The 12,617-nt window shown below is 61.2% G+C and carries 13 protein-coding genes; 8 read left to right on the top strand and 5 right to left on the bottom strand.

Annotation, left to right across the window (positions count from 1 at the left end; translation table 11 throughout):
- The coding region (locus NV64_RS24510) for a T6SS immunity protein Tli4 family protein (protein WP_369878893.1) at positions 1 to 156 on the top strand (156 nt) is incomplete at its 5' end.
- Positions 157 to 354: 198 nt separating this feature from the next.
- On the opposite strand, the gene pgl is transcribed toward NV64_RS24510, so the two are convergent.
- Positions 355 to 1,341, bottom strand: coding sequence for a 6-phosphogluconolactonase (gene pgl, locus NV64_RS14935; RefSeq protein WP_101506218.1), 987 nt, complete (start codon positions 1,339 to 1,341; stop codon positions 355 to 357).
- A 192-nt stretch (positions 1,342 to 1,533) separates the two neighbouring features.
- Here pgl and NV64_RS14930 point away from each other — a divergent pair, with 192 nt between their 5' ends.
- A complete protein-coding gene (locus NV64_RS14930) occupies positions 1,534 to 2,352 on the top strand; it encodes a pyridoxal phosphatase (RefSeq protein ID WP_101506217.1) in 819 nt (272 codons plus the stop codon).
- 73 nt (positions 2,353 to 2,425) lie between these two features.
- Here NV64_RS14930 and modC read toward each other — a convergent pair whose 3' ends face one another.
- The 4 genes from modC to NV64_RS14910 form a co-directional block, all read right to left on the bottom strand.
- On the bottom strand, positions 2,426 to 3,484 hold the full coding sequence (modC, locus tag NV64_RS14925; protein WP_101506216.1) for a molybdenum ABC transporter ATP-binding protein ModC: 1,059 nt from the start codon (positions 3,482 to 3,484) through the stop codon (positions 2,426 to 2,428).
- Complete coding sequence (gene modB, locus NV64_RS14920; RefSeq protein WP_101506220.1) at positions 3,478 to 4,173, bottom strand: molybdate ABC transporter permease subunit; 696 nt, start codon at positions 4,171 to 4,173, stop codon at positions 3,478 to 3,480. The genes modC and modB overlap by 7 nt, the downstream gene beginning before the upstream one ends.
- A complete protein-coding gene (gene modA / locus NV64_RS14915; RefSeq protein ID WP_101506215.1) occupies positions 4,173 to 4,946 on the bottom strand; it encodes a molybdate ABC transporter substrate-binding protein in 774 nt (257 codons plus the stop codon). Before modA ends, modB begins: the two co-directional genes overlap by 1 nt.
- Before the next feature lie 313 nt (positions 4,947 to 5,259).
- Positions 5,260 to 5,415 (bottom strand): AcrZ family multidrug efflux pump-associated protein, encoded by a 156-nt coding sequence (locus NV64_RS14910; RefSeq protein ID WP_101506214.1) that lies wholly within the window; start codon positions 5,413 to 5,415, stop codon positions 5,260 to 5,262.
- A gap of 154 nt (positions 5,416 to 5,569) precedes the next feature.
- Here NV64_RS14910 and modE point away from each other — a divergent pair, with 154 nt between their 5' ends.
- The 6 genes from modE to gpmA form a co-directional block, all read left to right on the top strand.
- On the top strand, positions 5,570 to 6,358 hold the full coding sequence (gene modE, locus NV64_RS14905) for a molybdenum-dependent transcriptional regulator (RefSeq protein ID WP_101506213.1): 789 nt from the start codon (positions 5,570 to 5,572) through the stop codon (positions 6,356 to 6,358).
- Between the two features lie 74 nt (positions 6,359 to 6,432).
- Positions 6,433 to 7,899, top strand: a complete 1,467-nt coding sequence (gene modF, locus NV64_RS14900) for a molybdate ABC transporter ATP-binding protein ModF (protein WP_101506212.1) — start codon at positions 6,433 to 6,435, stop codon at positions 7,897 to 7,899.
- A 600-nt stretch (positions 7,900 to 8,499) separates the two neighbouring features.
- Complete coding sequence (galT, locus tag NV64_RS14895) at positions 8,500 to 9,558, top strand: galactose-1-phosphate uridylyltransferase (RefSeq protein ID WP_101506211.1); 1,059 nt, start codon at positions 8,500 to 8,502, stop codon at positions 9,556 to 9,558.
- Positions 9,555 to 10,700, top strand: coding sequence for a galactokinase (gene galK, locus NV64_RS14890; RefSeq protein ID WP_101506210.1), 1,146 nt, complete (start codon positions 9,555 to 9,557; stop codon positions 10,698 to 10,700). Before galT ends, galK begins: the two co-directional genes overlap by 4 nt.
- Positions 10,694 to 11,725 carry a galactose-1-epimerase gene (gene galM, locus NV64_RS14885; protein ID WP_101506209.1) on the top strand — a complete coding sequence of 344 codons (1,032 nt, stop codon included), beginning with the start codon at positions 10,694 to 10,696 and terminating at the stop codon, positions 11,723 to 11,725. The genes galK and galM overlap by 7 nt, the downstream gene beginning before the upstream one ends.
- Before the next feature lie 158 nt (positions 11,726 to 11,883).
- Positions 11,884 to 12,617: 2,3-diphosphoglycerate-dependent phosphoglycerate mutase (gene gpmA, locus NV64_RS14880; protein WP_101506208.1), on the top strand; the 734-nt coding region annotated here is incomplete at its 3' end.

Raw genomic sequence — 12,617 nt, 5'->3', positions numbered from 1 at the left:
GTCGCCAATGAAAAAACAGCGGACTTCAGACATCCCAATCTTGACCTGACATTAAGTAACCATGCGCTGCCCCCACCCGCTTACAGCGATGCCGAACTGGTGGAAATATGGGATCGCATCACCCGTTCTTTCCGTATCAGGAATAATGCATTCTGACCGAAATATTCTGACAGATGAACATAATCCTCTTGAGATCCTCTTTAGCTGAGCGTCATCATTTCTCCAGAAACAAACCAACCCGCCTCAGGGCGGGTTGGTTTGGATTTGTTGAGCGGGAAATTTTCTGATCCTTAACCTGTCGGCCTTAGGGATCGTCCCGCCTTTAGCTGCTACGTTTGGTCGAGCCTGGCTGACTTACAGCGCGTGGATCACTACCCACATCGGGCCCTGGCCGACCGCATAACGGGCCAGCGGCTGCAGCAGCCCCTTGTCAGCGGTGATTTGGTAAACTTCGATATGGTGGGTCTTCTGCCCCGCCGCCACAAGGTACTGACCGCTGTGGTCGATGTTGAAGCCGCGCGGCTGCGTTTCGGTCGGCTGGAAACCTTCAATGGTCAGCGAGGCACCGTCGGCACTGATGCTGAACGCGGTGATGATGCTGGCAGTACGGTCACAGGCGTAGAGGAAGCGGCCGTCCGGGGTGATATGGATGTCCGCCGCCCAGCGCGTGTCGCTGAAGCCTTCCGGCATCATATCCAGGCTTTGCACTTTTTCGACGCTGTCGCCGAGACGCCAGACGTCAACGCTGCTGTCCAGTTCGTTGACGCAGTAGGCGAACAGCTGGTTCGGGTGGAACACCATATGACGCGGGCCGGCACCGGTGGTGGTACTCACGTCACCCTGCTCGCGCGGGGTCAGTTCACCGTTTTCCGCCAGCGCAAACAGCGCAATGCGGTCCTGCTTCAGCGCGGGAACAAACAGCGTCTGGTTGCTCAGATCGATATTCGCCGAGTGGCAGCCTTCCAGACCTTTGACTACCTGCAGCGGCGCGCCCGGCAGGCCGTCGGCACCGATTGGGCTGACGCTGACGCAGGCGTCATTATAGGAGCCAACGAAGATAAAGCGCCCTTCGCGATCGGTGGAGATATGGGTCGGGCTGCCCGGCAGCGGCGCGTGGCCTGCTTCGGTCAGTTTGCCGTCGGCGGCAATCTTAAACGCCACCACGCGAAAATCCGGACGCACGCCAACGTACAGGAACTGTTTATCCGGGCTGACCACCATCGGCTGAACCTGGCCCGGGGCATCAACCACCTGCAGCAGCATCAGCGCGCCGTCATCATTCAGATCCCACGCGTGGATCTGCTGGCTTTCCGGGCTGGCGGTATAAACAACTTGTTTCATGAATGCTCCTTGTTAAGAACGGATAATCAGGCCGGTGGCAGCGTCAGGCCACCGTCGGCGGATGGAATGCGGTCGCCGGTTTGTGGCCGGCGTCACAAGGTGTACACTGAGGCGCTGCCCCTCACTTCACAGTTAGTGCCGCCAGTACGGCACGGGCAACGTCTTCTTATCCTGTCAATCACGGAATCTACTATGAGCTATCGCATCATCGCCCTTGATCTGGACGGCACGCTGTTAACGCCGAATAAAACGATTCTCCCCGAATCCCTCGACGCGCTGGCTAAGGCCCGCCAGGCCGGCGTAAAAGTGCTGATCGTGACCGGTCGCCATCACGTGGCTATCCACCCTTTTTATCAGGCGCTGGCGCTCGACACACCTGCTATCTGCTGTAACGGTACCTATTTGTATGATTATCAGGCGAAAAGAGTTATTGAATCCGATCCGCTGCCGAAAGATCAGGCCCGCCGGGTGATCGAAATGCTCGACGAATCGGGCATGCATGGCCTGCTGTACGTTGATGACGCGATGCTCTATCAGGCCGAGACTGGCCACGTTACCCGCACCATTAACTGGGGACTGTCGCTGCCTGAGCATCAGCGCCCGACATTCCTTAAGGTTAACAGCCTGGCAGAGGCGGCCGAATCGGCCACCGCGATCTGGAAGTTTGCGCTGTCCCACGGCGACACCCGCGAGCTGCAGCAGTTTGCCGAACGGGTGGAAGCGGAGATGGGGCTGGCCTGCGAATGGTCGTGGCACGATCAGGTGGATATCGCCCGCGCCGGTAACAGCAAGGGCAAACGCCTGCAGCGCTGGGTGGAAGCCAACGGCTACCGGATGAGCGATGTGATCGCCTTTGGCGATAATTATAACGATCTCAGCATGCTGGAAACCGTCGGGCTGGGCGTGGCGATGGGCAACGCCGACGATGCCATCAAGGCGCGTGCCGGACGGGTGATCGGCACCAACCTCGAGCCGGGCATCGCCGAGACGCTGTACCGCGAAGTGCTCTGATTCCGTATAGCAGGCGATCGAAACGCTCAGACAGCGCGCCGGTTCAGGTAGGCGACAGCGGTTGTCGTTACCTTCAGGGCGCGATCGCCACGCTCTTAATCTGCGCGTAGAGCCACATCTTCGGCTTGATCATCAGCTCATCGCGCGCCCACGGAGTGATACGCGCCCACAACTCGCTCTGGCCGATCTGCAGCTTAACCTCCACCTGATGGTCGATGTCCAGCATCTCCACCACCTGCGCCGGGATCGCGTTACGGATGCTGCTGTTCACCGGCGGCTGCAGGATCAGCGAGACGTCCGCCGCCTGAATGCGGATGCGCAGCGGCGACCGCAGCGGCGCGTTGACCCGGCTGACCCAGATATGCTGGTCGCCCAGCGACAGCGCGGTCATTTCATAGTGCGGGTGCTGCTCCAGCACCTGCACCCGCAGCAGGCTGCTCTGCTCGGCGCGGGGCAGCCACGGCCGCATCACGCTGCTGGCCCACACCTTTTCCAGCGGACCAAAGGCTTTCACCGTGCCGTTATCCAGCACCAGCACGTTGTCTGCCAGCTGCAGCAGCTCGTCGAGGCTGTGGCTGACGTAGAGGATCGGAATTGAGACCTGCTTCGCCAGCGCCTGCAGATAGGGCAGCAGCTCGCGCTTGCGCGGCAGATCGAGCGAGGCCAGTGGTTCGTCCATCAGCAGAATTTCCGGCGCGGTGAGCAGCGCGCGGCCGATCGCCACCCGCTGTTTCTCACCGCCGGAGAGCGTCCACGGAAAGCGGTTCAGCAGCGGCTCAATGCCCAGCAGCTGCACCAGCGCGTCAAACTGTGGCCGCATCGCTTTTGCCATGCCGTACTGCAGGTTGCCGCGCAGCCGGTAGTGTGGGAACAGCCGCGCGTCCTGGAAGACGTAGCCCACGCGCCGCTTCTCCGGCGGCAGCCAGACGCCGGTTCCAGCGTCGCTCAGCACCCGGCCGTTCAGCGTAATGCTGCCCTGCTGCGGAACGGTCAGGCCACCGATGGCGTTGATCAGTGAGGTTTTACCGGCACCGGAGACGCCGAACACGGCGGTAATCCCCTGCCCCGGCAGGCTGGCCTGCACGCTGAGCAGATGATCGCCCTGCCGCTGGCTGAAATCGAGTTCTAACATCCGAGACCTAAGCGTTTGCGACCCCAGCGGGTCAGCCATTCAGAAAGTAACAGGGAGACCAGCGCCAGCACGATGGCGATGACGCACAGCCGCGCCGCGGCGCCTTCCGCGCCCGGCGTTTCAATCAGGGTATACATCGCCGAGGGGAGCGTGCGCGTCTCGCCGGGGATGTTGGAAACAAAGGTGATGGTGGCACCGAACTCGCCCAGCGAACGGGCGAAGGCCAGCACCGTACCGACGATAATGCCTGGCAAAGTCAGCGGCAGGGTAATGGTGAAGAACACCCGCCAGCGACCGGCTCCGAGAGTGCGGGCCGCCTGCTCCAGTTTAGTATCTACCGCTTCCAGCGCCAGGCGGATCGCCCGCACCATCAGCGGGAAGGCGATCACCGCCGACGCCAGCGCGGCACCGCGCCAGCTGAAGGCAAAGCTGAAGCCAAACCAGTCATACAGGTACTCGCCAATCACGCCCCGGCGGCCAAACCCCAGCAGCAGCAGGTACCCCACCACCACCGGCGGCAGCACCAGCGGCAGGTGGATCAGGCTGTCGAGCAGGGTTTTACCGGGAAACTGGCGACGTACCAGGATCCATGCCATCAGGATCCCAAACGGCAGACTACAGGCGACGGCAACCACCGACACTTTCAGGCTGAGCGCGACCGCCTGCCATTCGGGTTCACTGAGTAACATCATGACTTAGGCGTAAATCCATATTTTTTGAAAATCACCGCGGCCTGCGGCCCTTTCAGGTAGTTGTAAAAATCGGTGACGCTGGCGTTGTTATGGTCTCTGACCACCGCCATCGGGTACTCCACCGGCTTGTGGCTGTCGGCCGGGAAGATGCCGACCACCGTCACCTTCTGGCTGGCTACCGCATCCGATCCGTAAACGATGCCGTACGGGGTTTCTTCGCGTTCCACCAGCGCCAGCGCCGCGCGAACGCTGTTGCTGCGCGCCATCAGCGGAGAGAGTTCATCCCAGGCACCCAGCTTTTGCAGCGCTTCTTTGGCATAGATGCCCGCCGGCACGTGGTCCGGGTCGCCCACCGCCAGCCGCTGGCCTTTCAGCAGGCTTTTCCAGTCGGTGGTTTTGCTGATGCTGACCGGCTGCGGTTTCGCCGCGGTCGGAGCCACCAGCACCAGCTCATTACCCAGCAGGGTGAAGCGGGTGGCCACCTCGACGTTCTTTTTATCCACGGCGTAGTCCATCCACTGCTGGTCGGCCGAGATAAACAGGTCGGCAGGTGCCCCCTGCTCAATCTGCCGCGCCAGCGTTGAGGAGGAGGCAAACGAGGAGACGATCTTCACCGTTTTGCCCTGTTCATACTGCGTGGAGATATCCTGCAGCGCGTTGGTCAGCGAAGCCGCCGCAAACACGGTGATGTTATCCGCAGCCAGCGCGTGGCCGGTGCTGCCGAAGGTCAGGGCCGCCGCGGCCAGCAGATGATTCCATTTTACAGACATGCTTTTCTCCAGAGAGGGGTGAGCGTTATTTACTTGATAATATAACGGTGCATGTCTGCTACGTCACAGGAAATATCGGCAGAGCAGGTCTGAAGTTTAGGGGCGGTGGAAAAACGTCGAAAAGGGAAAGAAACTGAGCACCCACCCGCGAGCAGACGTCACCATGCTGGCAGATGAAAGAGCATCATCAGGCAGGAACCCGTTCTGGCAGGAAAGACGAAGACATTAACGTAGCGGAAGGAGAAGGAATCGCGGGTCACAAGACCTGCGCAAAAGCAAACGCCCGGCAGAGCCGGGCGCGGAAAACAGGGTTTTACTGGCGGTTTTTCGCCGGCTGGTCGTTGCGGTGACCCACTTTCGAGATCACGTTAAAGACTTCGCCCAGGCCGTAAATCAGGCCAAGGATAATCGCCATTACCACAGGAACCATCAGGATCGCTATGGCCAGGCCTTTCAGTAACTCCAGCATGGCAGCCTCATTTTGCTGAACAAAGAAGCCATTGTAGCGGCTGTCAGTAAGATTACACTGACCTTTTGTGCCTTCGTGCGGTTTTTATTCCCCGCGCACGCCCGCCTGCAACTGGTACACTCTTTCCCACGCTAGGTTAAGCCCGGAGAATGCCATGCAGGCCGATATTTCCCTGATCCTGAAGTTACAACAGCGGCTGTTTGCCGATCCGCGCCGCATCGAACTGTTAAAGCAGGTGCAGGCCAGCGGCTCGATCAGCCAGGGGGCGAAACTGGCCGGGATCAGCTACAAAAGCGCCTGGGATGCGATTAACGAGATGAACCAGCTGGCGGACCGCACGCTGGTCGAGCGGGCCACCGGCGGCAAAGGCGGCGGCGGCGCGGTGGTCACCGACTACGGCGAACGCCTGCTGCAGCTCTACGCGCTGCTGGAACAGATCCAGCAGAAGGCGTTTGACGTGCTGCAGGACGATGTGCCGCCGGGCAGCCTGCTCGGGGCGATCGCCCGTTTTTCGCTGCAGACCAGCGCCCGCAATCAGTTTTTTGGCACGGTGGTGGCCCGCGACGCTCAGCCGGTGCAGCAGCAGGTCGAGGTTGAGCTGGCCAACGGGCAGACCCGCATTCAGGTGGCGCTGACCGAACACAGCGCCAACCGCCTGCAGCTGGCGGCGGGCAAAGAGGTACTGGTGCTGATCAAAGCGCCGTGGATTGAGCTGACACGCGATGCGCCGGAACAGGTACGGGCGGATAACCGGCTGGCCGGCCAGGTGACCCAGATCCTCCGGGGTGAGAGCCACAGCGAGGTGCTGATCGCCCTGGCCGGCGGAGAGACGCTGTGTGCCACTGTCACTAATCAGCGCCTTGAGCAGCTAAAACTGCAGACGGATGCGCCAGTGACAGCATATTTTAATGCCGATAAGGCGATCGTCGCGACGCTGCTCTGAATCCTCCGGCGGAAATTGACATCACGGCAGCGCAGGACGTTAATACCCTTGTGATGCATAAAATGGAATGAACAATGTCAATATTGCAGATTACGCAAGGCATCTTTCGCCTGAGCGCTACCCGAACCCTGAACCTTAACGATCTCACCCTGCGCGCCGGCGAAAGCTGGGCGGTGGTCGGAGCCAACGGCAGCGGTAAGTCGTCGCTGGCAAAAGCCCTCTCCGGCGAGCTGCCGGTGGAAAAAGGCCGGGTCAGCAGCCAGTTCCAGCGCCCGGCCCGCCTGTCGCTCGAACAGCTGCAAAAGCTGGTCGCCGATGAGTGGCAGCGTAATAACACCGATATGCTCAGCGCGGATGAGGACGATACCGGGCTGACCGCTGCCGAAATCATCCAGCAGGAGGTGCGCGATGCAGAGCGCTGCCGCGCGCTGGCGGCACGCTTTGGCATTGAAGCACTGCTGGATCGACGCTTTAAGTACCTCTCCACCGGCGAAACGCGTAAGACCCTGCTGTGCCAGGCGCTGATGGCGCAGCCCGACCTGCTGATCCTCGATGAGCCCTTTGACGGGCTGGACGTTGATTCGCGCGCCAACCTCGCCAGCGTGCTGGGTGAGCTGCAGCAGCCGGGCTTCAGCCTGGTGCTGGTGCTGAACCGTTTTGACGATATCCCCGAGTTTATCAGCCAGGTCGGCGTGCTGGCCGAATGTACCCTGACCCACAGCGGGCCGCGCGAGGCGATTCTGCAGCAGGCGCTGGTCGCCCAGCTGGCGCACAGCGAGCAGCTGGCCGGGATGACCCTGCCGGAGCCCGATGACGCCAGCGCCATTCCACCGCTGGCGGACGCAGAGCCACTGGTGGTGCTGAAGGACGGCGTGGTGGCCTACAACGACCGGCCGATCCTCAACCACCTCAGCTGGCAGGTGGATCGCGGCCAGCACTGGCAGATCGTCGGCCCGAACGGTGCCGGTAAATCGACCCTGCTGAGCCTGGTGACCGGCGACCACCCGCAGGGCTACAGCAATGACCTGACGCTGTTCGGCCGCCGTCGCGGCAGCGGCGAAACCATCTGGGATATTAAGCAGCATATCGGCTACGTCAGCAGCAGCCTGCACCTGGAGTACCGGGTCAGCAGCAGCGTGCGCAACGTGGTGATCTCCGGCTATTTCGATTCGATCGGCATTTATCAGGCGGTGTCCGACCGGCAGATCATGCTGGCTAACCAGTGGCTGGATCTGCTGGGGATGCAGGTCCAGGCGAACGCACCGTTCCACGATCTGTCGTGGGGCCAGCAGCGGCTGGTGCTGATCGCCCGTGCGTTGGTGAAACACCCGGCGCTGCTGATCCTCGATGAACCGCTGCAGGGGCTGGACCCGATCAACCGCCTGCTGGTCAGGCGTTTTATCGACGTGCTGATCGGCGAAGGCCGCACCCAGCTGCTGTTTGTCTCGCATCATGCCGAAGACGCGCCGCAGTGCATCACCCACCGGCTGAGCTTTGTGGCAGAGGGTGACGGTTACGGGTATCTGCAGGACGCGCTGTAACCTGAACAATTCGGCTTGCGGGAAGACGGCAGATGAAACAATCCCGGGCGCTGAACTCTCTCAGCGGCCGGGATAAATTTGTGCCGCCTGTGCAATTCGCCTGTGGAAAGAGGGGAGTTAAGGGAGTGATCTTCCAACAGCGTATCTCTTTAGCCCCCTATCGGGTGTTCTGCAACTTTACATAGCTATCGATATACTCAGTGGTGGTATCGACATCCATGCCGTCAGAGAGCGGAACCCGCAGTGCCCTGACGTCGGGGTCGCCAGACTTCTCCTCAAACCTGTCAGGCCATTTTTTCATACTCTTCCCAGGATTATCCTTCCTCAGCCCTGCGCAGTCGCTCCTGTCCCCCCATTACGCAACGCACCCGCCTCCCGCCTACCGCCTCCCGAACAGCATTGACAAACTCTGGTGTAATCGTTACCACAATTTACACAACACAGGCTGATCCCTTCGCGCCTAAAGGTTATATTTACTGCCTGACATGCAGAAAAAATCAGTGTAAACGATTCCATTTTTTCCAACCCGATCACGCTTTCTGTCCGGTCAGTGTGCTATTTTTCTTTCAGGCTTATTGCATCAGAAGGTGACTCAACCCCATGGAAAAATTTAACCCGGTCGATCATCCCCATCGCCGCTACAACCCGCTGACCGATCAGTGGGTGCTGGTCTCCCCTCACCGCGCCAAACGGCCGTGGCAGGGCGCGCAGGAAACCCCTTCGCAGGAAAAACTGCCGGCGCACGATCCCGACTGCTTCCTGTGCCCGGGCAATACGCGGGTGACCGGTGATAAAAACCCGGACTATAAAACCACCTACGTGTTTACCAACGATTTTGCCGCGCTGATGACCGACACGCCGGACGCGCCGCAGAGCGAGGATATGCTGATGCGCTGTGAGAGCGCGCGCGGCACCAGCCGGGTGATTTGCTTCTCGCCGGACCACAGCAAAACGCTGCCGGAGCTGACGCTGGACGGGCTGGTGGCGGTAGTGAAAACCTGGCAGCAGCAGACCGCCGAGCTGGGGCAGACCTACCCGTGGGTACAGGTGTTTGAGAACAAGGGCGCGGCGATGGGCTGCTCCAACCCGCACCCGCACGGCCAGGTGTGGGCCAACAGCTTCCTGCCGAACGAAGTCAGGCGCGAAGACGATTTGCAGCGCGCGTACTATGCAAAGCACAGCTCGCCGATGCTGGTTGACTACAGCGCCCGCGAACGGCAGGACGGCAGCCGCACGGTGGTGGAAACCGAACACTGGCTGGCGGTGGTCCCCTGGTGGGCGGCCTGGCCGTTTGAAACGCTGCTGCTGCCGAAAGCGCACGTTAAGCGCCTGACCGACCTGAACGACGCGCAGCGTGACGATCTGGCGCTGGCGCTTAAAAAGCTCACCAGCCGCTATGATAACCTGTTCCAGTGCTCGTTCCCCTATTCGATGGGCTGGCACGGCGCGCCGTTTACCGAAGACGCCGGCGATCACTGGCAGCTGCACGCCCACTTCTATCCGCCGCTGCTGCGTTCCGCCACGGTGCGTAAATTTATGGTCGGCTATGAAATGATGGCCGAAACCCAACGTGACTTAACGGCGGAGCAGGCGGCTGAACGCCTGCGCGCCGTCAGCGATATTCACTTCCGCGAGACCGAGACCGGAGACCAGGCATGAGCTTAAAGAGCACCACCCAACAGATTTTTAACGACCAGTTCGGCTACGCCGCCGGCTACAGCATCCAGGCTCCGGGCCGCGTTAACCTGATCGGCGAACACACCGACTACAACGACGGCTTCGTGCTGCCGTGCGCGATTGATTATCAGACGGTGATCGCCTGCAGCCCGCGCGATGACCGTCAGGTGCGGGTCATTGCCGCCGACTACGATAACCAGCAGGACAGTTTCTCGCTGGACGCCGCCATCACCAGCCACCCGGACTATATGTGGGCCAACTATGTGCGCGGCGTGGTGAAACACCTGCTGACCCGCGCGGACTTTGGCGGTGCCGATCTGGTGATTAGCGGCAACGTGCCGCAGGGCGCGGGCCTGAGCTCGTCCGCCTCGCTGGAGGTGGCGGTGGGCACCGTGTTCCGCGAACTCTATCAGCTGCCGGTAGACGGCGCGGCGATCGCGGTTAACGGTCAGGAAGCGGAGAACCAGTTCGTCGGCTGTAACTGCGGCATTATGGATCAGCTGATTTCAGCGCTGGGCGAGAAAGACCACGCCATGCTGCTCGACTGCCGCACCCTCGGCACGCGTGCGGTGCCGGTGCCGGAAGATATCGCGGTGGTGATTATTAACTCCAACTTCCGCCGCAGCCTTGTAGGCAGCGAGTACAACACCCGCCGCGAACAATGCGAAGCCGGTGCGGCGTTCTTTGGTAAAACCTCGCTGCGCGACGTAACGCTGAGCGAGTTCACCGAACGCGGGCAGCAGCTGGATCCGCTGGTCGCCAAACGCGTGCGCCACGTGCTGACCGAAAACGCCCGCACCCTGGAAGCAGCCGACGTGCTGGCGCGTGGCGACCTGGCACGGATGGCGGTGCTGATGGCGGAATCCCATGCGTCGATGCGCGATGATTTTGAAATCACCGTCCCGGCCATCGACCAGCTGGTGGAGATCGTGAAAGCGACGGTGGGCGAGCGTGGCGGCGTGCGGATGACCGGCGGCGGCTTCGGCGGCTGCATCGTGGCGCTGATGCCGCTGGCGCTGGTGGACGACGTGAAAGCCGCCGTCGCCGCGCAGTATGAAGCGCAGACCGGCATCAAAGAGACCTTCTACGTCTGCAAAGCCTCTCCAGGAGCCGGACTATGCTAAAACCTGATTCACACGCCCCGGACGGGGCCGCCTGGCGCATCACCGTGCTGCGCAACGGCAACGGTATGGTGGCGACCTTTATGGACTGGGGTGCCACCTGGCTCTCGGCCCGCGTGCCGATGGGCGACGGCACGGTGCGCGAGGCGCTGCTTGGCTGCGCCACGCCGTCCGACTATCTGCAGCAGTCGGCCTACCTGGGTGCCACGGTGGGCCGTTACGCCAACCGCATCGCTAACGCACGCCTGGAGCTGAACGGTGAGGCGATTGCGCTGAGCGCCAATCAGGGGCCGCACCAGCTGCACGGTGGCCCGGACGGCTTCCACAACCGCCGCTGGCAGATCGTCTGCCAGAGCGACAGCGAGGTGGAGTACCGGCTGGACTCGCCGGACGGCGACCAGGGCTTCCCCGGCACGCTGCTGGTGTCGCTGCGCTACCGGCTGGAGGAGGACAATACGCTGTCGATCGCTTATCAGGCTACCGTCGATCGCGCCTGCCCGGTCAGTCTGACCAACCACGCCTACTTTAACCTCGATGCCGATCACGGCGATGCCCGCCAGCACCGGCTGCAGCTCAACGCCGATCGCTATCTGCCGGTGGACAGTGAAGGCATCCCGAATGCGCCGCTGAAAGCGGTCGCGGGAACCTCTTTTGATTTCCGCGCCGCCAAAACCCTGGCAGAAGATTTCCTGCAGGATGCCGATCAGCAGGCGGTAAAAGGCTACGATCACGCCTTCCTGCTCAGCCAGGACGATGCCCATCCCGCCGCCACCCTGTGGTCGGCCGACGGCAGGCTGCAGCTGGAGGTGTTTACCAGCGCCCCGGCGTTGCAGCTCTACAGCGGCAACTACCTGGCCGGAACGCCGGCGCGCGAGCATGACGTCTATGCCGCACACCAGGGCATCGCGCTGGAGAGCGAGTTCTTGCCGGATTCGCCGAACCACCCGGAGTGGCCGCAGCCCGACTGCTGGCTACAGCCGGCTGAAACGTATCAGTCCGAGACGCGCTACCGGTTGACGCCAGTTTGATAAAACGCAGGAAAATCGTGCAACGCGCGCGTGACGGGCTTACGCGCTGCGCCGATTTCCGCTATGGTAATGCACATTGTTAATTGCCTCTGGCCCGGCCAGGCAGTTTACCGATTACCATTATCATTGAAACGTAAGTGTTATTAAGGAGTTAAGCTATGGCAGTAACTAAGCTGGTTCTGGTGCGTCACGGCGAAAGCCAGTGGAACAACGAAAACCGTTTCACCGGTTGGTATGACGTGGAGCTGTCAGACGCAGGCCGTCAGGAAGCGAAAGCCGCGGGTCAGTTGCTGAAAGACGAAGGTTTCACCTTCGATTTCGCTTACACCTCGGTGCTGAAGCGTGCCATCCATACGCTGTGGAATATCCTCGACGAAGTTGACCAGGCGTGGCTGCCGGTTGAGAAGTCCTGGCGCCTGAACGAGCGTCACTACGGTGCGCTGCAGGGTCTGGATAAAGCGGAAACCGCGGCGAAGTACGGTGACGAGCAGGTAAAACTGTGGCGTCGCGGCTTTGCGGTAACCCCGCCAGAGCTGGACCGCGCCGATGAGCGTTTCCCTGGCCACGATCCGCGCTACGCGGCGCTGAGCGCTGAGCAGCTGCCAACCACCGAAAGCCTGGCGCTGACCATTGACCGCGTGCTGCCGTACTGGAACGAGTCGATCCTGCCACGCATGAAGAACGGTGAGAAAGTGCTGATCGCTGCCCACGGTAACTCCCTGCGTGCGCTGGTGAAATACCTGGATAACCTGAGCGAAGACGAGATCCTCGAGCTGAATATCCCGACCGCATCACCGCTGGTGTATGAGTTCGACGAGAACTTCAAGCCGATTAAACGTTACTATCTGGGTGATGCTGAGGCGATCGCTGCGAAAGCAGCTGCCGTGGCTAA

The sequence above is a fragment of the Erwinia sp. B116 genome, assembly GCF_002865965.1.
Taxonomy (GTDB): Bacteria; Pseudomonadota; Gammaproteobacteria; order Enterobacterales; family Enterobacteriaceae; genus Erwinia.
Note: the sequence above shows the minus strand (reverse complement) of the source record. Positions and strands in the feature narration are given on the sequence as shown.